19 protein-coding genes are annotated in these 26,540 nt (G+C 51.8%); 14 read left to right on the top strand and 5 right to left on the bottom strand.

Annotated features, from left to right (window positions below; genetic code table 11):
• Positions 1-40: 40 nt before the first annotated feature.
• The 3 genes from LQ777_RS03625 to LQ777_RS03615 all read right to left on the bottom strand — a co-directional run bounded on the left by LQ777_RS03625 (position 41) and on the right by LQ777_RS03615 (position 3,957).
• Positions 41-1,105: a Gfo/Idh/MocA family protein gene (locus tag LQ777_RS03625; protein ID WP_232561160.1), complete on the bottom strand. Its 1,065-nt coding sequence runs from the start codon at positions 1,103-1,105 to the stop codon at positions 41-43.
• 168 nt (positions 1,106-1,273) lie between these two features.
• Complete coding sequence (locus LQ777_RS03620) at positions 1,274-2,305, bottom strand: galactitol-1-phosphate 5-dehydrogenase (RefSeq protein WP_232561159.1); 1,032 nt, start codon at positions 2,303-2,305, stop codon at positions 1,274-1,276.
• Between the two features lie 56 nt (positions 2,306-2,361).
• Positions 2,362-3,957, bottom strand: coding sequence for an McrB family protein (locus LQ777_RS03615; protein WP_232561158.1), 1,596 nt, complete (start codon positions 3,955-3,957; stop codon positions 2,362-2,364).
• A gap of 160 nt (positions 3,958-4,117) precedes the next feature.
• Here LQ777_RS03615 and LQ777_RS03610 point away from each other — a divergent pair, with 160 nt between their 5' ends.
• On the top strand, positions 4,118-4,981 hold the full coding sequence (locus LQ777_RS03610; RefSeq protein ID WP_232561157.1) for a hypothetical protein: 864 nt from the start codon (positions 4,118-4,120) through the stop codon (positions 4,979-4,981).
• On the opposite strand, the gene thrA is transcribed toward LQ777_RS03610, so the two are convergent.
• On the bottom strand, positions 4,982-7,453 hold the full coding sequence (gene thrA / locus LQ777_RS03605; RefSeq protein ID WP_232561156.1) for a bifunctional aspartate kinase/homoserine dehydrogenase I: 2,472 nt from the start codon (positions 7,451-7,453) through the stop codon (positions 4,982-4,984). It lies immediately after the preceding gene.
• A 189-nt stretch (positions 7,454-7,642) separates the two neighbouring features.
• Positions 7,643-8,137, bottom strand: a complete 495-nt coding sequence (locus LQ777_RS03600; protein ID WP_232561155.1) for a DUF4126 family protein — start codon at positions 8,135-8,137, stop codon at positions 7,643-7,645.
• 249 nt (positions 8,138-8,386) lie between these two features.
• Between LQ777_RS03600 and LQ777_RS03595 the strand changes: the two genes are divergently transcribed.
• From LQ777_RS03595 to gnd, 13 genes are all read left to right on the top strand, one after another.
• Complete coding sequence (locus LQ777_RS03595) at positions 8,387-9,106, top strand: ferritin-like domain-containing protein (protein ID WP_232561154.1); 720 nt, start codon at positions 8,387-8,389, stop codon at positions 9,104-9,106.
• 16 nt (positions 9,107-9,122) lie between these two features.
• Positions 9,123-9,863, top strand: coding sequence for a ferritin-like domain-containing protein (locus LQ777_RS03590; RefSeq protein ID WP_232561153.1), 741 nt, complete (start codon positions 9,123-9,125; stop codon positions 9,861-9,863).
• A 155-nt stretch (positions 9,864-10,018) separates the two neighbouring features.
• Positions 10,019-11,395: a neutral/alkaline non-lysosomal ceramidase N-terminal domain-containing protein gene (locus LQ777_RS03585; protein ID WP_232562790.1), complete on the top strand. Its 1,377-nt coding sequence runs from the start codon at positions 10,019-10,021 to the stop codon at positions 11,393-11,395.
• Between the two features lie 96 nt (positions 11,396-11,491).
• Entirely contained in the window at positions 11,492-12,082 is a 591-nt protein-coding gene (ruvA, locus tag LQ777_RS03580; protein WP_232561152.1) for a Holliday junction branch migration protein RuvA, read from the top strand.
• Positions 12,083-12,537: 455 nt separating this feature from the next.
• Entirely contained in the window at positions 12,538-20,193 is a 7,656-nt protein-coding gene (gene sov / locus LQ777_RS03575; protein WP_232561151.1) for a T9SS outer membrane translocon Sov/SprA, read from the top strand.
• 141 nt (positions 20,194-20,334) lie between these two features.
• Positions 20,335-21,393, top strand: coding sequence for an aldo/keto reductase (locus tag LQ777_RS03570; protein ID WP_232561150.1), 1,059 nt, complete (start codon positions 20,335-20,337; stop codon positions 21,391-21,393).
• 80 nt (positions 21,394-21,473) lie between these two features.
• Complete coding sequence (gcvH, locus tag LQ777_RS03565) at positions 21,474-21,857, top strand: glycine cleavage system protein GcvH (protein WP_232561149.1); 384 nt, start codon at positions 21,474-21,476, stop codon at positions 21,855-21,857.
• A 118-nt stretch (positions 21,858-21,975) separates the two neighbouring features.
• Positions 21,976-23,274 carry a dihydroorotase gene (locus tag LQ777_RS03560; protein ID WP_232562789.1) on the top strand — a complete coding sequence of 433 codons (1,299 nt, stop codon included), beginning with the start codon at positions 21,976-21,978 and terminating at the stop codon, positions 23,272-23,274.
• A complete protein-coding gene (locus LQ777_RS03555) occupies positions 23,271-23,822 on the top strand; it encodes a DUF4199 domain-containing protein (RefSeq protein ID WP_232561148.1) in 552 nt (183 codons plus the stop codon). Before LQ777_RS03560 ends, LQ777_RS03555 begins: the two co-directional genes overlap by 4 nt.
• 2 nt (positions 23,823-23,824) lie before the next feature.
• Complete coding sequence (locus tag LQ777_RS03550) at positions 23,825-24,343, top strand: DUF4199 domain-containing protein (RefSeq protein WP_232561147.1); 519 nt, start codon at positions 23,825-23,827, stop codon at positions 24,341-24,343.
• Between the two features lie 43 nt (positions 24,344-24,386).
• On the top strand, positions 24,387-25,112 hold the full coding sequence (gene gldF, locus LQ777_RS03545; RefSeq protein WP_232561146.1) for a gliding motility-associated ABC transporter permease subunit GldF: 726 nt from the start codon (positions 24,387-24,389) through the stop codon (positions 25,110-25,112).
• Positions 25,105-25,482, top strand: a complete 378-nt coding sequence (locus tag LQ777_RS03540; RefSeq protein ID WP_232561145.1) for a VanZ family protein — start codon at positions 25,105-25,107, stop codon at positions 25,480-25,482. The genes gldF and LQ777_RS03540 overlap by 8 nt, the downstream gene beginning before the upstream one ends.
• Positions 25,483-25,546: 64 nt before the next feature.
• The gene (gene gnd, locus LQ777_RS03535; protein ID WP_232561144.1) at positions 25,547-26,443 is read left to right on the top strand and encodes a phosphogluconate dehydrogenase (NAD(+)-dependent, decarboxylating); all 897 of its coding nucleotides are present in this window, start codon (positions 25,547-25,549) and stop codon (positions 26,441-26,443) included.
• Positions 26,444-26,540: the final 97 nt, after the last annotated feature.

The following is a 26,540-nucleotide window of genomic DNA, read 5'->3' as shown; positions in this document are numbered from 1 at the left end:
AAAAGGGACCGCTTACCGTGGTCCCTTTTCTATTTTGTCGTTATAATTTTACTGGCAAACCCGTTCGGGTTGATTCGTAAATAGCCTGAAATAGAGCAACGACTTTACGGCCATCTTCACCCGTTACGGATGGCGGACGATTCTCGCGGATCGCATCGCGAAACTCGGCGATTTGCAGACCGAAGTAGTAGACCGTTGCGTCGATGGTGTTGAAGAAAGCCGTATCCTCAGCCACGAATTGCGCTAACTGATTTTCTTCGCCTGGCACCGTCCAAAGATCGTTGACGGGAGGATCGGTAATACTCGACATCCCGGCGATAAATAAAGCACCCCCGTCGGTCTGAACGCCTACCGACGCGCCGTTCTGCCCGTGAACGTGAACTTTGCCAAAAATTCCCGGCTTCTGTGAATTGCTGACGATGATATTCCCCAGTCCGCCATTTTTGAACTTTACAATCGCTAAAGCCGTGTCATCTACTTCGATGTACGGGTGATTGAGATTGCGCCAGACACCATACACTTCGTCTACGTCGCCCATGTACCACAATAACAAATCCAGCTGATGGGGCGACTGATTCACCAACACCCCACCACCTTCATCGGACCAGGTACCGCGCCAGGCATCACTCTTGTAATACGCTTCGTCACGCCAGCCGAGCATTTGAATCGTTCCCAGCACGGGTTTACCGATTTTCCCCGAGTCAATAGCGTTCCGAATGCGCATGGACGGCGCGTAAAACCGACGCTGGCTGATGGTTCCCAGGTAGCGATTATTCCGGTTAGCCGCTTCAATCATGGCATCGCAGTCCTCCAGCGACGAAGCCAGCGGTTTTTCGACCAATACGTGCGAACCCGCGTTGAGGGCAGCAATCGTCGGTTCGCGGTGGGCCGGATGGGTGGTACAAACCAGACAGAGATCGACCTTTTCGCGCTCAACCATATCGTGCACGTCGCTGTAGGCTCGGATGCCGTAGTGGTTGGCAAAATCGTCCGCTTTCTGGTAGGTTCGTCCGTAAACCGCGACCAGGTTGGTATCAGGCGTTTGCAAAACGGCTTTGGCGTGTAGGTGGGCCACTTTGCCAGGGCCGATAATAGCGATATTCATAAAAGCAGTTCGTTAATTGTCAATGTGCGGTTTTACCAGCAATCTTAGTCAAATGAACAGAATGGGCACTTATCTACTTGTTTTGTGGTACGAATTGGTGCAAAAAAGCCGGGTTAACCCAGAATGGATTCAAACCCGGCTTTCGTCAAGTTATCCGTGAAAATGCAATTATGGTTTGAGGACCACTTTGATTAACCCTTTTTCCTTGTCATATAACCGACGAAACCAGTCTGCACCTTCTTCGAGCGGTACCTCAGCGCTCAAAATTGCCTCGACGTTAATACGCCCGGACGAGATCAACGCTAATGCGGCTTCGTATTCACCATTGATCGCGCAGGAACCCTGTAACCGCAGTTGCCGGGTAACGATGGCCTGCAACGGAACTTCTACCGTTGGGGCCAGATTACCAACCAGCGTTACCGTCGCGCCCTTCCGAACGCAATCGATCGCTGTTTTAACGGTTGGCCCCGCCCCTACCACTTCGAACGAAACATCAGAGCCGCGTCCGTGGGTAAGAGCCTGCACCTGCTTTACCAGATCACCTTCGTGGGCGTTTAGTGTATGCGTTGCGCCCAGCGTTTTGGCCAGTGCCAACCGATCATCGTCCAGATCGACGGCGATAATAGTACCGCAACCCGCCAGTTTTAACACCTGAATAATAAACAGCCCGATCATTCCTGAGCCAACTACCACGGCAGAGTCGTTCACCTGAATGGGCGTCAAACCGACCGCGTGTAAGGCAACCGCCACGGGCTCAACTAGCGCAGCCTGCGTAAACGAAACGTTGTCGGGTACGGCGTACAAAATATGCTGCGGTACCGAAACGTATTCTGCGAAGGCCCCCTGCCGCTTGAAATCCGGCGTTGAAACACCGACCACTTCGCGGCCATCGCTGAGGTTGTACATGCCCTTCCGGCTGTACCAATCGTCAAGTGCGTAGACCGTCGAGTCGAAAGTAACGCGGTCACCCGTTGACCAGTCACGCACCTCTGCCCCCACTTCGGCAATGATACCCGATGCTTCGTGGCCCATCACAATCGGGGGGATACGCCGTCCACTGCTGCCGTCCATACCGTGAACGTCGGACCCGCAAATACCAACGGCCTGAACCCGTACCAACACCTCATTCGGCTTGATCGTCGGTTTGGGGACGTCTTGCAGATCAAAATGATTATATTCCGTTAAAACAAGTGCTTTCATATACAACGCGGCTAAACGATCCGCTTTATTAGTATGACGCGAACAGGTTGGCCGCGTTACTGTTTGTGGTATATTTTAATAAATGTGTCAGCGGGAATCTGATCATACTCAGCCCGTTGCAGATGCGGATTTATTTCGTACGTAATTACCTCGTCGGCCGTGTCAGGCATCTCGCCGAACAATTTGGTAGCCGCCAGGGCTGTGTATTTCTTTTTAACCCATACCAGGCGCTCCACCGGATCTTTTCCCCAGGCTGGGTTGTCACCTAATACGAACTGGATCTTTATCCAATCGTTGAAAAAATACTCCTGCAAAAGCGGGATGATCCGATCCCGGAAGATGGCGCATAATTCAGCATACGTCGTTGCTCCGGTCAGATAAGCGTGTCCAATCTGGTGATCGCGGTCGAGCAGGTACTCAATGCGTTCGTTAAGGGTTCGGAGAAGCTGCGCTAGATCAATGGTATCGACCATACCCAATACCGACGGGTCCGGCGTCATTTCGCGAAAGGCAAACCGCCGACGCAGGGCAATGTCCAGCAACGCGATAGACCGATCGGTTGTGTTCATCGTGCCAACCACGTACAGATTTACCGGAACGCCAAACCGCTCCTGCGAGTAAGGCAATGTCAACCATAACTCGTTATCAGCCCCGAGTCGCTTGTCCGCTTCAAGCAGCGTGATCAAATCGCCAAAGACACTGGCCACATTCGCGCGGTTCACCTCATCGATGAGCAGGTAATGCACCGGAGCCTTCCGAAATTTGGCCCGCCTATTTTCAGGCGTATCGCCCAGGCAGTCGCCAAACGAGCCGTAGCCAGCCTGCTGCATGGCCGACAGACAGGCTTTGTAAAAAATACCTTTGCGAATTCGGTAGCTGATCTGTCCGTTGTGCACTTCGGGCCGGATACCTTCCACAAACTCCTCGTAGCTATACGACGGATGGAACGTAATCAGATTCGTATTTTCCTTCTGCAAATAAGGCTGTAACGCAAACGTTTTACCCGTACCCGGCGGCCCAAACAAGATCAAGTTATGCGGTTGGTCTGGTAACTCGGGTTGAACACCATACTCGGCTTCGGGCTCTTCAACGCTTTGACCAGACAGCCCCCGTTCAGCCAGCGAAGGATCATCCGCCAGGCGAATCAAATCGCTCAGAAAAGCTTCGTCTTCGGCAGCCCGGTACACGTCGGCGTTGTGCCGCACTGAATGCGGCCCCCGTTTGTTGCTTTCTACCAGTTCGAGCAGACAATCTTCCCAGCACGTTCGAAGCGTTGGCTGATACAGCAAATGATAATTCGACTGGCCAATAATCACCGCCAGGTAATCCGACTTTTCGGTTAGCGGTTCAAAAACCAGTTCTTCAATGCTTTTCAGCCGTTCCTGACACGTTTTTTTCACGGTCAGATGATACTCAACTTCGCCCGCCCGACGAGGTTTATGGATACGCAGCGCCTGAAAGAAATTGATATCCGCCGAGATTGCTCCCTTACCACGTCGACCGGGCGTAAAGGCGAGTCGGGCGTCGCCATTAGGAAGATTAATGATATCGATCAACTCCTTCAGCAAGCCAAAAAAACGCCGGACCGCTTCGGCGTGATCAATGGCGCGGATGCTTTCAATGAGTGGTTGCTGATGGGGTTCTTTTAGCACGTAAATACAACGAATTTTCTTTGTTTTTATGGTTCAGGACTGCGCAGAAGCCCGATTTGCGGAAGCGTTTTATCCTACTGCGAAGCTACAATTTTTTGAGCTTATCGGTAGGGAAAGGCCCGAGAGAACCCTACATTTGCTAGTAGTTAGCCAGCTGTTTATGAAAACTAAAATTTTACTAATTCGCTTATTGATCGCTTTTTTACCGGTAGCTCTGTTGGGTTGCCAGCCGGAAGAAAATCCGGTAATTTCAACGTGTCTGTTAACCAGCGCGACGGATCAATTGGTGGAAAGCAGCGGCAAACTAACGGACGAGCTAAACCGCTTTTTTACGTATACGGGCAGTAAGCTGACTTCTATCACAGAAAAGTCAACGCAGTCGGACGCTGTGTACGTGGTTGAATATACCAACGACCGGGTTGTTCGGGCGACGAACGGGCAACGGGTGATTACACTGGGCTATGGATCAGGGACGAAGCCAACCAGCTCGACGTTGAGCCTGAACGGTACTGTTCAATCAACGTTTAGCATGGAATACAACGAATCGGGGCGTATGACAAAAATCGTTGAAGACCGCCGGGTATTGCCCAACAATTCGCTGACCACCCAACGAGCTTACACCTTTGTGTACGACAATACCGGAAATCTTTCCCTCGAACGCGCTCGGTTTACGCTGAATGACGGATCAGTTGTGGAGCAGGAGACCGAGTACCAATTTGATACGAAGCCATCTGCTTACAAGCGGTTTTTAGAGCTGCCTTTGCTGACGGTAGTTGCCTTGAGTCAGCCCATTGAAACGCGTCCGGGGCGTCTCTGGCACGCAAACAACTGCACCGCTTTACAATCGTATAACATCAACAACGGCTCCCGATCAAACATCCGCGAATCGTCAACCTTCACGCCGGTCTACGACGCCGAGAACAAGGTGGTGAGCCAGGATCAGAACGCCCGGCTCTTTCAAGCAAGCGTTCCGAACCCGGTGACCAAGAATAACAAACAGACCTTTTCGTACGTATGCGAGTAGTTACGCCAGGTAGCTACCAATACTGACAACGTCGGCAAACACGCCCGAAGCCGTTACCTCCGCTCCGGCACCGGGACCTTTTACTACCAGCGGCCGATCTTTGTAGCGCTCCGTTGTAAACGAAACAATGTTGTCGGCCCCGGTCAATTGATAAAAAGGGTGATCAACACCTACGGGCTGCAACCCGATCACGGCTTTGTTATTCTCAAAACTAGCGACAAACCGTAGCTTCTGACCCGTCGTTTCGGCCTGGGCAAGTAGGTTTTCGAAATAATCGTTGTTGCGTTCCAGTTCCTCGAAGAAGGCCGGAACCGTCGGTGCATCGAGACACGGTTGCGGCAGCAACGTATTGATCGTTATGTCGTCGGGTTCGAGCGGGAAACCGGCTTCGCGGGCCAGAATCAGAATTTTACGGGCTACGTCCATACCGCTCAGATCGTCGCGCGGATCGGGTTCGGTATAGCCTTTTTCCTTGGCCTCCCGCACCACATCGGCAAACGAGATACCGGGACGGAACGTATTGAAAATAAACGACAACGTACCGGATAGAATCGCTTCAATTTTCAGGAACCGGTCACCAGCGGTCATCAGGCCCTGCACGGTATTGATGATGGGCAACCCAGCCCCGACGTTTGTTTCGTACAAAAACTTAACCCCCCGATTCAGGGCGGTCCGCTGCAACCGCCGGTATTCGCTGTAAGGTCCCGAATTGGCTACTTTATTGGGTGTGACGACCGAGATGTTCGCATCCAGCAGCGACTCGTAAAACTGCACAATGTCTTTGTCGGACGTGCAATCGATGAATACCGAGTTGGGTAGGTTGTAATCTTTTATGCGCTCCACAAAAGCGGGGAGCGATGTAGTAACCCCTTCCGTCAGCAGCCGCTCATGCCAATCGTCAAGCGCGATTCCTTTCGGATCAAGCAGCATCTTTTTGGTGTTTGTCATGCCGACGACACAAACCTTTAGCAGCTTCTCGGTACGCAGAAAATCAAACTGGCTGAAGATCTGTTTGAGCAGCGTCTTTCCGATCAAACCCGTACCCACCAGATACAGATTCAGCACCCGCGCTTCGGACTGGAAAAAGATGTTGTGCAGGGCGTTGAGCGCTTTCGACAGGTTATTTTTGTTGATAACCACCGATATGTTGATCTCGGACGACCCCTGCGCTACGGCAACGATATTAACCCCGTTTTTACCGAGTACGGAGAACAGTTTGCCCGCGATACCGGAGCTTTTTTTCATCCCCTCACCCACCGTAGCAATCACCGATAAATCACGCTCGATTGTAATGTTGTCGATGTGCCCGTGGCTGATTTCAGTGGCGAACTCAGTATCCAGAATGGCCTTTACGTTTTCGGCACCGCGCGGGTCAATGGCAAAACAGATGGAGTGTTCCGACGAAGCCTGCGAAATCAGAATCACGCTGATTTTATGAGCCGCCAGCACCCCAAACAACTTGGCTGACACCCCCGCTACTCCGATCATACCGGAGCCTTGTACGTTGACAAGCGCTACATCATCGATGCTCGAAATGCCGGTAATGGTATACTGGCGTCGTTCGGCTGTCCGACTAACGATGGTGCCGGAATGCGTAGCGTTGAAGGTATTTAACACCCGAATCGGGATGTTTCGGGCGAAAGCAGGTTGCAGGCTGGGCGGGTAAATCACTTTGGCACCAAAGTGCGACAGTTCCATCGCTTCGGCGTAGGTGATGGTCGGAATGTTAAACGCGTTGGGCACTTTGCGCGGATCAGCCGTCATCATGCCGTCCACATCAGTCCAGATGTCGATGATGTCGGCGTTCAGCGCGGCTCCAATAATCGACGCGGTGTAATCAGAACCACCCCGGCCAAGCGTTGTCGTTTCATTTTTTTCGGTTGAGCCAATGAAGCCCGTCACCATCTGAATATCCGTCGTTTTCGCAAAATGCTCCTGAATCAGCTGATTCGTCAGCGTATAGTTAACCTCGGCCTGACCGAACTGTGCGTCAGTTTTGATAATCGTCCGGGCGTCCAGAAACTGCGCCGGGATTCCCTTACTTTTTACACATTCGGTAATGACCGTTGTGGATAACCGCTCCCCAAAACTAGTAATCAGGTCGAGCGTACGAAGCGACAATTCCCGAATGAGCGATACGCCCCGCAGCAAATCTTCAAGCTCGTTGATAATTCCCCGCACATGCGCAAATACTTTGCTTTGCTCTTTTACCGGAATCAGCGCTTTGATCACATTGAAATGCCGGTCTTCGATACGGCGAACCAGTTCCATATAGTCCGTATTACCCGTGGTAGCCATGCGGCCAATTTCGATGAGTTGATTGGTAACCCCACCCATCGCTGAAAACACGACTATTATCTGACCACCATTTTGTGGTTCGTCGCCACGGCGGTGATTGTCAATAATCTGGATAACCTGTTTGATACTGTCTACGGAGCCAACTGATGTACCGCCAAATTTCAGAACCTGCATTACGAAAAAGCGAAAGAGTGAATAAGCGAAAGACTGGCCGCTAGCCGTCGGGCCGCTTTACGCAAGTTATTAAGATGCCGTTGAAGAAGGTAATATTGGGAGGGCAAAGATAATACGATGACTAGATTTCAAACAGAAAAGGCGCATCTCCGACGCGCCTTTTCTGTTCTGCCTGTTTGTGCGGGTAGGTTAAGCGGCAACATCAGCCGGTTTAGACTGGTGAATTAGTCGCCACGCCGTTCCAACGGCAATAACATCCTCGGCCAACGCAACCACCGGATCAGGCAGACCTTGTTCGTGCGTGAGCCAGCGCCGAAGATGGAAGAATGCAAACGTGCCGACAATCGCGCCCGCAGCACCCACCGCTGCTCCATAGCGAGCGTCTCTTCCGTCAACTTCGCTGAGGGCTGCCCCCGATAAAGCACCCGAAGCCATTCGCCCGACTACGGATGACGGCTCAGTTCGGTTTGGCGTATTGGGTAGTTTGTCGCCAATCAGTTCGCCAACAGCCATCACTTTTAGTACAGTTGCCGTCTTTGGTGATGCCAGGCTATGAAGTTTTGAATCAGGCAGCGGATCTGGCTGCATCTGAGCCAGTTTATGACTAACCATCGCCGGAGCCGACAAGGCACGCATGCCCGCTACTATACCTATTTGAAATGCATTCAGGTAGGATCGAATCATGTTGTTTAGCGTTGCTATTCAGTCCAAACAGCCCGAATGACCCTTTGTTTTTCCCAGGATGTAGGTTTTACTACAGCTTTTCATCGACTGTCTATTAGCCACGTCCTCTTTCGTGTAAGACAACTACTCATTCAGACTATCAAACTCTTCTTTCTGCTTGTCAATGAATCCAAGTGTAAGCGGTCGCCGTAAGTGTAGTACATCGTCTGAAAAACGACGGTCTTTTCGACACACATAACGTTTTCCAACATGAATCAAGAACAGAAAGATTCGGGCCTATCCATGCTGCCGGGTCAGTTAGAGCCAGTGATGGTAGGACGCCGGTTGTTTCTGCGGTATGCGGGAGCTGCGGTAGCCGGAGGAGCGATATTAGCTTCCTGCAAAGATGAAGAAAACCCAACCACCGTACCCTCAACCGTTGATCTGGGCACGGGCGACGTAGGTATTCTCAATTATGCGTACGCGTTGGAACAACTGGAAGCCGCATTTTATACACAAGTGATTGCCACGCCGTACACGAACATGAGCGACGCGGAAAAAACGCTTCTGACCGACATTCGCGATCACGAAATCATTCACCGCGAGTTTTTCAAAGCGGCCATCCCAGCCGCCAACCGAATTGCCGACTTAACGCCCAACTTTACGGGCATCAACTTCAGCGATCGGACAAGTGTGTTGGGTACGGCGAAAGCGTTTGAAGATTTGGGCGTAGCGGCTTACAATGGTGCGGGCCGACTCATCAAAGATGCGAACTACCTGCTGCTGGCTGGTAAGATCGTATCGGTAGAAGCCCGGCATGCTGCGGCTATCCGGGATCTGATTAACCCAAGATCAGCCGACTTCGCGGGTGATGATGTTGTTGCTCCCACGACGGGTCTCGACCCAGCCACCAAGCCCGCTGACATACTGCCAACAGCGCAGAAATTTGTGCAAACGCCACTGAGCGGTTCTAATCTTCCAACGGCTTAAACCCCACCCCAACGTCATGAATTTTTTCAAATTAATTACTGATATTGAGCAGCTTGATCCGGAAGCGAACGAGCGGTACAGCTTTTACTCGCGTCGCAACCTGATCAAATTCGGCACGAACCTGGCCGCTGCGGCTGTTCCAACGCTCGTAGCGACTTCGTTCAACCAAGCGTTTGCCCAGGGTACAACCACGCCTTCGCAAGCGGCTATCGAGGTGGCTAATTTCGCGCTGACACTCGAATACCTCGAAGATGAATTTTATAAGGCGGGTCTTGCGGCATCGGGTCTTATTCCATCGACGGATCGAACCGTTATCAGCCAGATTAGCAAGCACGAAACGGCGCACGTCAATCTACTGAAAACAGCTCTCGGTGCGGCTGCTGTGGCAAAACCAACGTTTAAATTTCCGACGGGTACTTTTACCAATTACACAACCTCCTTTCTAACCACTGCTCGCGCCTTCGAAGATACGGGCGTTCAGGCGTACAAAGGCCAGGCAGGTAGACTTATCAACGACAAAGATATTCTACAGATAGCGCTGCAAATTCACTCCGTCGAAGCGCGGCACGCGTCAGAAATTCGCCGGATGCAAGGCCTGAAGGGGTGGGTCTCCGATACGACACAGACCTCGTTTACCCAAGCTGGAATTAACCTGAAAACCTTGACGGGCAAGTCGGACGATGCCATTCGTCAAGCATTCGATGAACCCCTGACGAGTGATCAGGTGCTAGCCATCGTAAAACCGTTCCTGGGCTAACCCCGTGAACGGTCGAATATAGGGAGGCCGGGAAACCGGTATAGTGAAGAAAGGCATTGGAGATTTTCTCCGGTGCCTTTTTCGTTTTCCTTTCCCATCCGGGTCTTTTTTTGTTGCTTGCGCCCAAATTCGCCAGCGTCGGCGGCCATGCCGGTATGAAATTCGTCCGTATTATCCTTAAAGTCCTAGCAGGACTTTTGATTTTTATTGGTTGCTTTTTGGCCATCAGTCTGGCTCCTGTCGATGATACGCCGTACCGTGAGATGCCATATTATGCGCAAACCAAGCAACGGTTAGCGCAGTTACCGGCTCCGCTGACAACCGGACAACCTTTACGGGCGGGATGGGCCAAGGTAAACATGACTCCTTCCTACACGACCCCCACGGGCGGCTACGGCGAACGACTGGGAAAGCACTGGAAAACAATTGCTGATTCTATTTTTGTCCGGGCGATCCTGCTCGACAATGGGAATACCAAAGTTGCCGTGGTTGGACTCGATCTGGTCATCACACCACCGACGGTTACGGAAGCACTCAAGAAACGCCTGCCCGAAGTCGGTCTACGGTGGGAGAACGTGTACATGGGCGCCATTCATTCGCATAACAGCATGGGTGGCTGGGCTCCTCGTGTGGTCGGTCAGTTGATCGCGGGTGGCTACGACAAAAAAATAGTCAATCGCATTACCGAAAGCGTTCTGACCGCTATTCGCAACGCGCAGGCCAACATGGCTCCGGTGCAGGTTGGCTTTGGCGAATCCGACGCGACTGACCTTATTTCGAACCGGCTTAGCTCCTCCGGCCCCACCGGTCCGCTCGATGGTAAAATTCGATTACTGGAATTAAAAAAAACCACCGGCGAGTCAGCCCTTCTCTGCACCTTTGCCGGTCATCCCACGCTTTTTGATGGCGACAACAGCGCTTACCTCAGCCGCGATTACCCCGGTTCGCTGGTGGATCGATTGGAGAAAAAGTCGGCAAACTTCGCCATGTTTCTGGCGGGTGCCGTTGGCAGTACCGCTCCCGAACCACGCGGAAAAACTGACTTTCAGGAAATCCGCAACTACGCTGGTGATCTGGCCGTTCGTATCGAGCGCACCGTCCCGACGATTCAGCCTCGCTCAGATAGCACGCTAGCTATTCTTACTTTACCGCTTGGTTTGCGGGAACCGCATCCGCGCGTATTCGGCAACTGGCGCGTTCGTCCGTGGTTGTTTTATGCGCTCTACGGCGATTATCCCTCTGATCTGAAAGCGTTGCGTATCGGACAAACGGTACTATTGGGCACCCCCTGTGACTTTTCGAGCGAACTGGCTGCGGAGCTGAACCCGGTAGCGGATCAAAAAGGGTTTAACCTAATGGTTACCAGCTTCGACGGTGGTTATATCGGTTATATTACGCCTGACCGTTATTACAACCGGCAAGCGTACGAAGTCCGCGACATGAACTGGTTTGGTCCGTACAACGGCGACTATTTCAAAGAAATGATGACCGGTTTGCTCAACAAAATCGACCCGGCCAAGCCCGGTAAGTAACGGGTTGAATTACCCATTGACCACACGAAAAGTCGCACTTTTTTCGTATCTTTACTTTATTCTAACTGCTTCGATTACACGTCTTTTAACCGCTGAATGATCGCTTACTTAGACGGAGTGCTGTCCTACAAAGAACCAACGTACGTGATTATTGACGTACACGGTGTCGGATACGCAGTCCATATATCTCTTCAAACGTACTCAACATTGCCCGGTGGTGGCGAACGCATCAAACTGTTTATTCATCACCTGTTTCGCGAAGATGCTCAGATCTTGTACGGGTTCGCGGTAGCCGATGAGAAAGCCTTGTTTCTGGATTTGATTGGCGTTTCGGGGGTGGGTCCTAACACAGCGCTTGGGATGCTCTCGGCCATGCAGCCCGCCGATCTTCGTCTGGCAATTCTGGGCGAAAATGTTCGGGCGGTACAGGCCATTAAAGGGATTGGTGCTAAAACGGCGCAACGCATCATTCTGGAACTGCGCGATAAAATGAAAAAGGCCGGTGTCGTTCCCGATGGTCCAACCTACCGTCAGCAGCCAGCCACAAACCCGGTTCGGGAAGAAGCATTGGCCGCACTCGTTGCCCTTGGCTTCCCTAAACCGACCGCTGAGAAAAGTGTGGACGATGCCCTCAAAGCGGACCCTGCACTAAGCGTCGAAGATGTAATTCGTCGGGCACTGCGTTGATCCATTCGTATTTTTCTCCAGTCAACCTTGGTTAATCAATCAGGGTTGACTCTTTCTCAATACTGATCGTTACCCTCCTGTACGCTAACTTTTTCACCGGGGCTTACTGCTTAAGAAATACTGCTTTATCAACTATACTTTATTGCTTCGGGCTAACTTCTCTTAGTTGTATCAGACTCTTTTGATTGACAAAATCCTAGTTTACCCCCGCACTTTATTTCTACTTCTTTAAGTCCGTTTGTAAACTTATCGTTAAAGTTTGGGAAGTGCATACATTAAAATCCACTGAAATTCGTGTATTTTTACCGTTGGCCGCGACTAAACAACAACGCATAAATGTTTGTTTGGGCACCGTTTAAAAAATCTATCGTTCGATTAGACGATTGGTTTAATTTTGGCCGTTTAAGGTAAGGCGCTTGTACGCACTACCACTCCCGAACTTGAAAGTATTGCCGATGGTGAACCCTTACCTTGTTCACAAATACATAAGTAACGCTTACCTCTCTTTTACGGGGAGGATCGTGTTTGTACGAACCGGAACGCTTATACCCCTACTATGGCTTGTACTGAGTGCAGGCCTGGCTACGGCGCAAAATCAACCGACTACCCCCACCCGGCGCGGAGCCGCAGGGCGTCGGCAGCAGGCAGCTCAGGACTCGGCGCGCGCCGAAGTCCGGCGACGGGCTGTTATACGGGCGGATTCCATTAAGCAAGCCGTCAAAGACCGCAACGATAGTATCCGGGCGGTGCGCAGCGCCAACCGGCGACCAACGGTCAACTGGCCCGACCGACGGGCTACGCGTTTTTCGGAGCGTCCGTCACGGTCACCGTTTATTCTGCGTGATCCGAAGGGTGTTTCAACCGATTTCCACCTCGACCCCACAGGTCGCGTCGACATTTCGGAACGGGTCCGCACGGGAGTTTCACTGTCGGGTGCACCGACGCCAAACAACGTCCAAGGCCGAACAAACATTGCTACACCAGGCAGCTCCACGGCCGTGTTTCCCGATGCAGCCGTTCCTAGCACAACCCCACCGGGGACAATCTCACCCGGTATTCCGGTTCCGGGCTTAGCGTTGCCCCCCTCGCAGTACGGCATGCCCTACCGGCCGTCCGAGACGGTTCCTTACGATACCTACAACCAGCTTCAGAATCAGCGGGTAGGTCAAAATGTCTTACGGGAGTTTAGCGCCCGCAGTGAAGGACAAAGTGCCGTAACTGGGCGCGGGCTGATACCCAAATTAGAGTTACCGCCCGTTATTGATCGTTTGTTTGGCGGCAGCAACGTCGATTTCAAGCCCAACGGCTTTGTCACGCTCGACTTTGGCTACCTGTATCAGTTTATCGACAACCCAGTTCTTCCGGTACGGCAGCGTCGCAACGGTAACTTTCTGTTCAATGAGCAGATTAGTATCAATTTCAACGGAAAGATTGGGGAAAAGCTAGGCGTGTTGGCCAATTTCGACACGAAAGCCAGCTTTAACTTTGAAAACGCGCTTAAGGTCAACTACAAACCGGGTGGCGGCTTACCCGCGTTTGGTACGGGCCAGGGTTTGCCAAACCTGCCCAACTTACCGAACACGCCCAGCTTACCGGGCGTGCCGGGAGCCAACGGTACACTTCCCGGCTTTACCCCCCAGAACGAAAGCATTATCCAGGGTCTTGAAGTCGGCAATATCAGCTGGGCGGTCAACAGTCAGTTGATTCCGGGTGTACAGAACCTGTTTGGGGTGAAATCGCAACTACGCTTCGGGAAACTGAACGCTACGGTCGTGCTGTCACAGCAGCGGTCGCGGAAGACGGAGATTGTGTTACGGGGGGGAACCTCGAACCGACCCTTTGAGATCCGGGCTGATCAATACGACGAAAACCGGCACTTCTTCCTGTCGCAGTTTTTCCGGAATATCTACGAGCAATCGTTGCGGTCATTGCCCCAGGTCACATCGGGTGTAAACGTCACGCGGATTGAAGTTTACGTAACGAACCGGACGAACACTACCGAATCGCTTCGCAACGTGGTTGGTTTTCAGGATTTAGGCGAAGGCAATCCGTACAATCAGACCAATGCCAACGTTCAGCCGTTCTCGCGTAATGGCCGGACCCCGGCAGACAACTCAGCTAACGGCTTGTTTTCGAAACTGACCGTCAACGCGAATGCGCCCTTCCGACAGGTCGACCAGACTTCCGACCAGTTGACCAACTCGTTTGGTCTGGCCAAAGGAACCGATTACGATCTATTGCGGGCGTCGAAGCGCCTGACTGACCGGGAGTACAAACTTCAGCCGGAGTTAGGCTACATCTCGCTGGTGACGCCCTTGCGTAACGACGAAATTCTGGCTGTTGCCTACGAATATACCTACCAGGGCCGTCGCTACAAAGTCGGTGAATTGACCGAAGATTACCAGTCACGCAAAGACGACGAGGTATTGGTCCTGAAACTGCTGAAATCATCGACCATTCGCAACAACCTTCAGTTGCCGATGTGGAATCTGATGATGAAAAACATTTACTCGATCAACTCTGCCCAGATTGCCCGTCAGGGGTTTCAACTACGGGTTATTTACAAGGATGACCTCACGGGTATCGATAACCCGAACCTGCAAGAGGGTCGCCTGACGCAGAACCGTCCGCTGGTACAGTTGTTTGGTATGGACCGGCTTAACCAGCAGCTCGACGCCCAGCCCGACGGTAACTTTGATTACGTCGAGAATATTACCGTCGATAGCCGATACGGGAAAATCATATTCCCGGTGCTGGAACCCTTCGGCTCCTACCTCGAACGACAATTCGGAGCGGATGAAGAAGCACTTCGGGCGAAATACGTTTTCAACGAGCTTTACCGAACGACCTTAGCGGATGCACAGCAAATAGCGAGTAAAAACAAGTTTTTCCTGAAGGGCGCTTTCCAATCGGGTAACGGCGCGGAAGTGCAGTTGCCGTACGGGGTCAATGAGCAATCGGTTACAGTAACAGCCGGTGGGGTGCCCCTGTCGCCCGGAGCCGACTACGTATTTGAGCCGCAGACCGGCAGACTGCGTATTATCAACGAAAGCGTTAGTAACTCTGGTCGCGAAATTCGGATTGGCTACGAACAACCCGACCTGTTCCAGAACCAGATTCGGACCCTGGTCGGTACCCATTTGGATTACGCCATCAACCGCGATGTCAGTATCGGGTTAACGGCTATGCACATGAAGGAAACGCCCGCTGGTTACCTGACTCGCGTGGCCCTCGGCAACGAACCGATCAACAACACGATTCTTGGTTTAAACGCCAACATCCGCAAAGATGTACCCGGTCTGACCCGACTGCTCGACAAGCTACCGATGGTGCAAACCAAAGAACTGTCAACCGTTCAGGTTAGCGGTGAAGTGGCTCAGCTGCTGCCCGGCACCAACCCCCGCGCCCGTAACGAAAGCTACCTGGACGACTTCGAAGCGGCCCGAACAATCTTTGACCTGACCCGCCAGCCCACCCGCTGGCGACTGGGAGCAACACCGCAGCAGTTTCCGCAGGGAAGCTTCCAGAACCCGCTTGAATCGGCTTACAACCGGGCGCACATGTCGGTATACTCGGTGGACCCAACGCTGTATACACCGGGGTCGCAGGGTGTCGTGTCCAATGTTGACCCCGACGAGGTCAAGAAAAACGTTTACGAGCGTTATTTCCTGCCGCAAGACTTGTTTCCTGGCCGGTCGGTCCGCCCGGTGCAGTTGCCCGAAAGCATTCTGGACGTGTCGTACTTCCCGGCAGAACGGGGTATGTATAACTACAATCCGAACCTTAATCCTAACGGTCAGTTACCTAATGCTCGGCAAAACTTCGGAGCAGTTACACGGGCTATTGCTTCGGACATTGACTTCGACAACGCAAACATCGAGAACCTGACCTTCTGGCTCATGGACCCGTTTGTGACCGGGCAGGCTGGTATAGTGCGCGGCAGCAACGACCCGAACGTGACGAACACCAACAACACAACCGGTGGTAAGCTGATCTTCAACATTGGTGATATTTCGGAGGACGTCATAAAAGATAGTCGTTATGAGTTCGAGAACGGCTTCCCAATCGATTCGACGATCAGTTCACGTAATCCTGGAACGGAGCAAACTCCCTGGGGCCGCGCGCCGAGCCAGCAGTTTGTCACCAATGCGTTTCAGAGTGGCGGACGCGAACGGCAGGACATTGGCCTGGATGGTTTGGGTAACGCAGCCGAACGAACCCAGTTTCAGAGCTATTTGAATACCATTCAGGGTCGAGTTACGAACACCGCTGCGCTGTCGGCTATTCAACAGGACCCCGCTGGTGACGATTTTAGATTCTACCTCGGTGAAGAAGCCGACCAGCAACGATACATCGTGGCGCGGTACAAAAACTACATGGGCATGGAAAATAATTCGCCCGAAAACACGACCACAAACCAGTTTCTGACCCCCGCTTCGACAACCTTACCCGACATTGAGGATCTTAACCTCGACAATACCATCAACGATAACGAAGCATATTACGAATACGAACTAGACCTTCGTCCGGGCAAGCTTGAAGTTGGACAGAACAAGTACATCATTGACAAAGTGACGGTTCCCTCCGAGGGGGCGCCGGGCGGAGTCGTGACCTGGTACCAGTTCCGCATTCCGGTCCGGGAGCCAACGCGTAAAGTAGGGGGTATCAACGGATTCAAATCCATGCGCTTTATCCGGATGTACCTTACGGATTTCGAACAACCCGTCGTCATGCGTTTCGCCGAATTGCAGATGGAGGCCAACCAGTACCGTAAATACACGGGTGACCTGAACCAACGGGGATTGCAGGAAGTGCCGGAGCCTTACGACGCTCAGTTTACGGTTTCGACGGTCAACATTGAAGAAAACAGCAGTCAGCAGGTGTCGCAGCAGGGTGGCGAAAAGTACATCTATACCGTTCCGCCGGGCTACGTTCGCGACCGCGACTACACGCAGGTTAGCACGGTTGAGCTGAACGAACAGTCGATGCGGATGAGCGTAACAAACCTGCGCGACGGCGATTCGCGGGGGGCGTTCCGCAACGTGAACATGGATTTGTTGTTCCGGGAGCGCATCAAGATGTTTGTCCACATGCACAACCCCGATAAAGAATCCGGTCAGGTGTCGGCATTCATTCGGTTGGGTACGGACTATACGGATAACTATTACGAAATCGAAATTCCAAATCTGGTGCATACTCCACCCAACATCACGGGTGACCCCAATGACGAAGGGTTGCGGTTGCGGGTCTGGCCCGAAGCCAACAATCTGGATCTGGCGATTTCGGAGTTGATCAATTTAAAAGCCAACCGGAATCGGGAGTACACACGTCAGACGGCGCTGGCGTTTACGGAAATGTCGGCAGATGGTCGCTACAAGCTTACTGTCGTTGGTAACCCGGACCTTAGCTCGGTGCAATCGGTGATGATCGGGATGCGTAATCCGAAGCTGGTAGGTGATGGCGAACGGTCAAAAACCTTTACTATCTGGGTCGATGAACTACGCGCTTACGGCTATGACCAACATGCGGGTATGGCGGCTATCGGTTTCGTAAACATGAAACTGGCAGACCTGGCGACGGTAACCGCTTCCGGTCGCATCACGACGTTTGGTTTCGGTGGTGTACAGACGCGCATTGGTGATCGAGCCCGCGAAACAACGTCTGAATTTGGCGTTTCGTCGGCGATTGCACTGGACAAGTTTTTACCGCAAAACTGGGGCTTCCGCATTCCGCTGTACGTCAACTACGACCACCGGAACGTCGATCCGCATTTTGACCCACTTGACCCTGATACGCCTTTAGAAACCTCACTCTCGACAAAAGCGGAAGGAGCCGAGCGGAACAGCTATCGCCAACTCGTGCAGGACAACACCACCCGACGGGGTTATAATTTCTCCAACGTCCGGAAAGTGAAGACGAATGCCAACGCGAAAACGCACTTTTACGATTTCGAGAACCTGTCGTTTACGTACGCTTACAATGACATGAAGCGAACGAACATTCTGACGCAGGAGTACCTGCAACAGCAGACGCGGGGAGGCATCGCTTACACCTACAGCGGTCAGCCTAAAACCTTTGAACCGTTCCGTAACAAGGCGTCGTTTGAAGCCCCTTATCTGCGCTGGCTCAAGGATTTTAATATAACTCCGCTGCCAACGCTGGTGTCGATTCGGACCGATGTAGACCGGAGCTTTATCAAAACGCAATTACGCTCCTCGGACCTGACCACGAACGGAATATCCCCTCAATTTGAGAAGTACTTCCTGTTTAACCGATACTACGATCTGACCTGGAACCTAACGCGAAGTCTGGTATTGACCTATAAGGCACAAGCCAACGCCATCATTGACGAACCGGCGGGTGACATCAATACGCAGGCCAAGCGCGACTCGATTATCAACAGCATCAAGCATTTGGGTCGTATCAAAAACTTCGTGCAGGAGATTCGGGCAACGTACCGCTTACCACTCGACAAAATTCCCCTGCTCGACTGGATGGCAGCCGATGCTCTGTATAAAGTAGGCTACCAGTTTCAGGCCAATTCGTTCGGCGTTGCCGATTCATCGGGCGTACCGTTCGGCAATATTCTACGCAACGACCGCGAGCAGGGCGTTACGGGACGCGTTGATTTGATCCGGCTGTACAACAAAATTCGCTACCTGCGTTTCGCGAACACCCCCTCGCCCATTCGCAAGAACTTTGCCCGGAACCCCGGTGATATTGAAGAAATCGACCGGAGCGAAAGCAAAGTGCTGAAGAATTTTACGCGGGCTTTGCTCACGGTTCGGGGCATCAACTTTTCGTACACTATTCAGGAATCGACAATTCTGCCGGGCTTTTTGCCAACGCCCCGGTTCTTTGGTTTAAGCAAGGAAAATGCACCAGGACTAGGATTTGTGCTCGGTCAGCAGGATTACAACATTGCCTACAAAGCCGCCCAGAAAGGCTGGTTGTCGCCGAGTACCGTGCAGAATACCGCCTTCCAGCAAAGCATCGCCAAAAACTTCAGCGCCCGCACCACACTGGAACCCTTCAAGGATTTCCGGATGCAGGTGGAATGGCGATTGACCCGTTCTGATGTGTACCAGGAGTATTACCGGCCAGCTACGCAGGGCGGTCCGTTCGAAACGCAATCGCCGGTTCGGAATGGACAGTTTAGTATGTCGTTCTGGTCATTCCGAACGGCGTTTATTGGCCTGCGAAAAGACAACACCTCGCCTATCTTTGATCGATTTGAAGAATACCGCGAGTATTTCGTTAATCGATTGACGGCACTCAACAAGGAAGGAGTTGGCCAGTACACCCGAACGTCGCAGGACGTGTTGATTCCGGCTTTCTTTGCGGCCTACAGCGGTCAGCCAAAAGAAAAAGCGCAGTTATCGCCATTCTACAGCTTCCCGCTGCCCAACTGGCGGGTCGATTACAACGGCCTGTCGGGACTCGATTTCATTCGGAAACGATTCAGTGCGTTTACGCTCACGCATAGCTACACCTCCAACTACAGCGTTGGCAACTTTATCTCCAACCTGGATTACGGAGCCGCTTATGTCAACCTGGCCGTCCAGAATTTTTCTCCGGCTTCTATCGTCAACCAACTCAATCAATACGTACCCGTCGTAGCGATGAGCACCATCACGATGTCGGAGAAATTTGCCCCGATGTTTGGCGTTCAGTTCCAGACGAAGAGTCGCGTGAGTGGTCGCCTTGAGTACAACCAAAGCCGCGATATAGCCCTGAGCTTGTCGAACGCGCAGGTAGCTGAGTTAAGCAATAAGGATCTGACAGCTTCGATTGGTTTTACCAAACAGAACTTCCGGGTTCCCTTCCGGATCAACGGTGCATACAAACGCCTGAAAAATGACTTGACGTTCTCCTGTAACATGACCTTCCGGGACACCCGCTCGATTCAGCGAAAACTCGACGCCGAGCAGATTATTACCGCCGGTAACGTAAACTTTCAGCTTCGTCCGCAGGTTAGCTACATCGTAAATCGCCGGTTGAACCTCAATTTTTATTTCGACCGGACATTCAACGATCCACTAGTCTCCAACTCGTTCCGTCGGGCAACCACGGCGGGCGGTGTTCAGGTCAAGTTTAATCTGGCTGAGTAACGCGAGCTTTTACGAAATTCCCTTACCTTTTCGATTAGCCGACCCATTTTCGGGTCGGCTATTTTTTTGGCCGCTTGCCGAATCAAATCAACAATACAGGTTCTTCGCGGGTTGACTTTAGGTACGTTAACTCAATCAACCATGAACTACAATTTTCTAGGAAACACAGGAGTACTGGTTTCCGAAATCTGTTTGGGTACAATGACCTTCGGTGGTGAAGGCTACTGGCAAGCGATTGGTCAGCTTCAGCAGGACAGCGTCAATGAACTAATAAAATCAGCTATTGATCAAGGCGTTAATTTCATTGATACAGCCAACGTTTATTCGTTCGGGCAATCCGAGACGCTGCTGGGTGAGTCCATAAAACGATTGGGCATTGCCCGTAATGATCTGGTCATTGCCACGAAAGTGCGCGGACGGATGGGTGAGGGTAAAAATCAAGTTGGATTGGGCCGCCTGCAAATCATGCAGCAACTCGACGACAGTCTAAAACGGTTGCAGATGGAGCACGTCGATCTGTACCAGATTCATGGTTTTGACCCCTCGACACCGCTGGAGGAGACCATGCGTGGTCTGGAAGATGTGGTCCGAAGCGGTAAAGTTCGCTACATCGGCTGCTCCAATCTGGCGGCCTGGCAGGTCATGAAAGCAAACGGTATCGCCGAAAAACACGGGTGGGGTAAATTTGTATCAACGCAGAATTATTATTCCATCGCGGGACGCGACCTCGAAAACGAACTCGTTCCGATGGTGCAGGACCAGCAGATGGCTATTCTGCCGTGGAGTCCATTGGCGGGTGGTTTTTTATCCGGCAAATACATCCGCGACAACAAACCGGAAGATGGCTCCCGTCGGCTTAACTTCGACTTTCCACCGGTTAACCAGGAAAAAGCGTACGAGATTATCGACGTTATGCAACGCATCGGCGAAGAGCACGGCGTATCCGTTGCCCGTATTGCGCTGGCGTGGGTGCTGGCTAAACCGGGCGTAACGAGTGTGATCATCGGGGCCAAAAATACGGATCAACTGACCGACAATATCAAAGCGGCAGAACTTAGTCTGACTATGGAACAACTCGACCGGTTGGACGAAGTAAGCGCGACACCCAAACCGTACCCGCAATGGATGATCGAACGGCAGGAACGTGACCGACTTGCTCCGGCCAGTTTTTCGCCAAACCAAGCGTCGGTTACAAAGTAAGCAGACGGACGAGCGGGGTTCACGCTTGCAAATCCGGCCTAGTCTACCGTATTTTGTGCGTATAAATCAATCACCCCGCAATGAATTTTCCCGCAGAACTGAGTTATACCCAGGATCACGAGTGGATTCGCATCGAAGCTGACGGCACCGCCGTGATCGGCATCACGGATTTCGCGCAGCATGAACTAGGTGACATCGTATACGTAGACGTTACGACCGTTGGACAAACGCTCGCCCAGGGTGACGTTTTCGGTTCGGTTGAAGCGGTCAAAACCGTATCCGATCTGTTTTTACCCATTGAAGGTGAAGTGCTGGAGTTGAACTCAGCCATTGAAAAATCACCTGAACTGCTCAATAGCGATCCCTACGGCGAAGGCTGGATCATCCGGCTCAAGCCCGCTGATGCTGGTCAGAACGACGGCTTACTGAACGCTGATGCCTATCAGGAGTTAGTTGGTGCCTGATTCACTTTTCGACAAAACTTGAGAAGGCTCCGACCGGCTTACCGCCTGTGGAGCCTTTTTTTTAAACTCACTTACCCCATGTCCTCCTTTTTGCTAAACGGCAGAGGAGATGAAGGTTATGCAACTGATACTCCGTTCTGTTCGTGTTGTTGATTCAGCGTCGTCGTTCGACGGTCAGCTGTGTGATTTACTACTTGTCAACGGCCTAGTTCGGCAAATTGGCGCTGACCTGCCCGTCGAGGAGGGCGTTCGCGTCATAGAAGCGGACAATCTGCACGTTTCGCCCGGCTGGGTCGATATGCGCGTACTGGCTCAGGACCCCGGCTTTGAACACAAAGAAGACATTACGAGCGTGTGTCAGACAGCCGCAGCCGGTGGCTTCACGGATATTGTGCTGTTGCCCAATACGCAACCCGTCATCGATAGCAAAGGCACGCTTGGCTACGTCCGACGCATGGCCGAAGGGCAGCCCGTGAGTGTGCATGTTACAGCGGCTATCACCAAGAAAGCCGCTGGCGAGGACTTTACCGAAATGCTGGACCTGCACCATGCCGGAGCCATCGCGTTCACGGACGGTCACCACCCACTCCAGAATCCGGATTTGTTGCTAAAAACATTGCAGTACCTGCAACCCGTCAACGGCTTGCTCATGAACCGTCCCGAAGAAACGTTACTCACGCTTTTTGGGCAAATGCACGAAGGCATTCAGAGTACGCTGCTTGGTCTGAAGGGGCTTCCGGCGCTGGCCGAAGAGTTGATGATCGAGCGGGACTTGCGATTGCTGGATTACGTACTGGGCGTTACCGACCGGCAGACTGAGACCTCCGCCCTACCCGTGCTTCACTTCTCCACCATTTCGTCGGCGCGGTCGGTCGGGTTAATCCGGCAGGCTAAGGCACAAGGGCTACCGATCAGTTGTGATGTTGCCGCGCATCAGCTGGTATTTGACGACTCGGCACTAGCCGGTTTTGACACCAACCTGAAAGTTAATCCGCCATTCCGCTCAGCCGACGATGTAGCTGCGCTCTGGGCGGGACTGGCCGATGGCACGATTGATGCTATTGTATCCGACCACAGCCCACAGGATGCCGAAAGCAAAAATCTGGAATTTGACCAGGCTGAATTTGGCATCATCGGCCTCGAAACCGTATTTGCTGCCGCCATCACCCACAACCGTAACCTATCGCTGACGCAACTGATTGACAAACTAACCCATCGGCCTCGCCAAATTTTGCGTTTACCGGCTGTAACGATTGCCGAAGGTCAACCCGCCAGCCTGACGCTTTTCGATCCGACAGGAACCTGGACTTATTCTAGAACCGCTTCCAAATCAAAGAATTCGCCCTTCTTAGGTCAAACGCTTACCGGACGAGTGATCGGGACTGTGCATCAGGGACAATTTAACCATTGTGCATGAAAGACTTCATTGCTTACTTCAATCATCCGTTGTTGAAAATCCCGTTCTTTAGCGGGATCGCAACGGGGGTTTTGTGCTTTTTTTACTTCCTCGCGCTGTATGCGCTGGGTGTACCGCCCCTGGGTAATATCCGGGTGCTTGATTTTGGGATTCACATCATTATGATGATTGCATCCGTCTGGTACTACCGAAAACACATTGGTCACGGGATGCTGCATTTGTGGGAAGGGATCACCATCTGCTATGTACTGAACACCTTTGCGGCATTGGTAACGGGCTGGCTGATTTACTTTTTCGTCACCCAGATCAATCCGGACGTATTTGCTGAATACGTCATTAATTCGAAGAAGTTGTTGCTCGAAGGAAAGAAACAACTCGTCGATCAGTTCGGCCCGCAGACGTTCAAGGACCAGTGGGCGAAAGTAAGCAATATGACACCGGGCGTATTATTACCCGACGAGCTGACGAAGAAAACGGCGCTGGCTGTGCTGCCCGTCCTGATTATTTCGCTTATTTTCCGAAAGCAGGATTATAATGTTTTACGCTAATTATGAACGAACAACCAACCTCCACCCGCATTGCCTTGAAGTGGGGCCTTTTTCTGGGCCTGACATTGATCCTGATTACGTTGGTTATGTACGTAACCGATCAAAGCACGAATGGCCTGTTCAATATCCTGACCCTTGTTGCCATGATTGCTTTTCTGGTACTTGGCATGCGCGAATACAAGATGAGTACAGGCGGCTACATGACCTTTGGTGAAGGCGTTGGCCTGGGTGCTTTACTGTCGGCCATAGCCGGACTACTTTCGTCGGCATTTATTACTTTTTACAATGTTGTGATCGATCCGACGATTCAGCAGCGGATATTTGAACAAACCCGGGACAAACTGGAGGATCAGGGCTTGTCTGACGAACAGATCGATCAGGCGCTTGAAATATCGCAGAAGTTTCAGTCACCAGGCTTTACATTCATTGCGGGCGTGTTCGGCACGTTGATCATTGGCCTGCTGCTGTCATTAGTTATAGCCGCCATTATACGCCAGAACAAAGCCAATCCGTTTGACTAAATAGAGTTCTATTAGCTGACCACGCTTACCTGATCAACCATCCGTGCTGGCCATTTTTCGCAAAGAAGTCAATCAGTTTTTCTCCTCTCCCATTGCGTACATCGTGATGGCCGCGTTCCTGACGGCCATTGGCCTGATGCTATGGGTCTTTCCGGATACGAGTCTGCTCGAAAACGGCTATGCCGACATGGGGACTTTCTTTAACCTGACTCCCTATGTCATGCTGTTTCTTGTACCAGCCATTACCATGCGCTCCATCGCCGACGAAGTGCGCTCGGGTACGCTGGAATGGTTATTGACAAAGCCTGTCAGCCGCTGGGGTGTAGTAGGCGGAAAATTTCTGGCAAGCTGGTCGTTGGTTATCCTGACTCTGTTGCCAACCGTTCTGTACTATGTTTCTTTATACCAGCTTGGCTCCCCGGTCGGCAATATCGATTCGGCGGGGGTATTCGGCTCTTACCTAGGGCTTTTACTGCTGGCGGGCGTATTTGTGGCCATTGGCCTCTGGGCGTCATCGCTCAATGATAACCAAGTTGTCGCTTTTGTGCTGGGTGTCTTCTTCTGTTTCTTGCTCTACAGCGGTTTGAGTGCCCTGGCCGGTTTGTCGATAGTGGGTAGTTTATCGTACTACTTGTCGTATTTTGCTTTGGATGAGCAATACCGCTCCCTAGGCCGTGGGCTAATAGATTCGCGGAATGTCGTTTATTTGATAAGCTTAATGGCCTTTTTTTTGTTATTAACAGTGAATCGCCTGAAAACAAATGCTTAGAATTGACCTCAGCAAACTGAATTACGTAGCCGTAGCCCGCTGGCTGGCTGTTGGCTGGTCGATTGTCATGCTGATAGGCTGTTTAACACCGCACGAGGAACTACCGGATACACTGACAATCTGGAACGATAAGCTACAGCACGTTGCCATATTTGCCTTGTTTAGTTTTCTCTGGAAAGAAGCTGGTTTCCGAGTGGGCACCGTCATAGTAGCCGGATTGCTATTTGGTGCGCTGATCGAGGTTCTTCAGTATGTGTTGCCCATCAACCGTAGTGCTGACTGGGACGATCTGGCCGCTGATTTTGGCGGAACAATTCTGGGAGTCATAGCCGCCCTCATTTGGGCCAGGCTGTACCCAAACCGTTTTTAATTTTTATTCGTTGAGCGCGATTTTTGGGAAATCGCCAATTTGACCACTTTAATCGTTGACCATTATGCACATTGGATTTATTGGCTTAGGTAAAATGGGGTTCAACCTCGTTGGTAACCTAGTTCGTCACGGCCATACGGTTGTTGGCTATGACATTAACGCAGCGCTGGTAGAAGATATTAAAACAGAAGGTGCTCAGGGAGCTAATACGTTGCAGGAACTGTACGATGCCTTACCCGAGAAACGCGTTTTGTGGCTGATGATTCCAGCCGGTCCGCTCGTTGATAACGTGATCGAACAATTGCTGGCCGTAATGCAGCCCGGTGATGTGGTCATTGACGGCGGCAATTCACACTACCAAGATTCGTTGCGCCGATATGCTTATCTGAAAGAAAAAGGTATCGGCTTCCTGGATTGCGGAACCAGCGGTGGCATTAGTGGCGCTTTAAACGGTGCCTGCACAATGGTTGGTGGCGATCCGGATGTGATTGAACCACTGCACGGTGTATTCAGTGATGTATCGGTTGAAAACGGCTATCTCTACACGGGTCCGGCAGGTAGCGGTCACTTCACAAAAATGGTGCACAATGGCATTGAATACGGTATGATGCAATCCATTGCCGAAGGATTTGAAGTACTTGAAAAAAGCCAGTTTCCGTTCGATTTTGAAGCCGTTGCCCGCATGTGGAGTCACGGATCGGTGATTCGCGGCTGGCTGATGGAGCTAACCGAAAACGCGTTTAAGAAAGACGCGAAACTCGACGCGATCAAAGGAAAGATGTTTTCATCGGGTGAAGGCAAGTGGACGCTCGAAACCGCACTTGACTTGGGCGTTCCAACTCCAGTTATCGCGCTTTCACTCATCATGCGCTACCGGTCGTTGCAGGAAGATACCTTCACAGGAAAAGTAGTAGCGGCTCTGCGGAATGAGTTTGGTGGCCACGCCGTCGAAAAAAAATAATATAGGCAAATGATTGAAAAAAGAAACATATAGTACTGATAATCATCTCAGTATGTTCTTTTCTTTCGACTAATTGCCTTGTCTACTGAATTAATAG

The sequence above is a fragment of the Spirosoma oryzicola genome, from assembly GCF_021233055.1.
Lineage (GTDB): Bacteria > Bacteroidota > Bacteroidia > Cytophagales > Spirosomataceae > Spirosoma > Spirosoma oryzicola.
The sequence above is the reverse complement of the archived record's forward strand: the minus strand, read 5'-3'. Positions and strand labels throughout refer to the sequence as shown.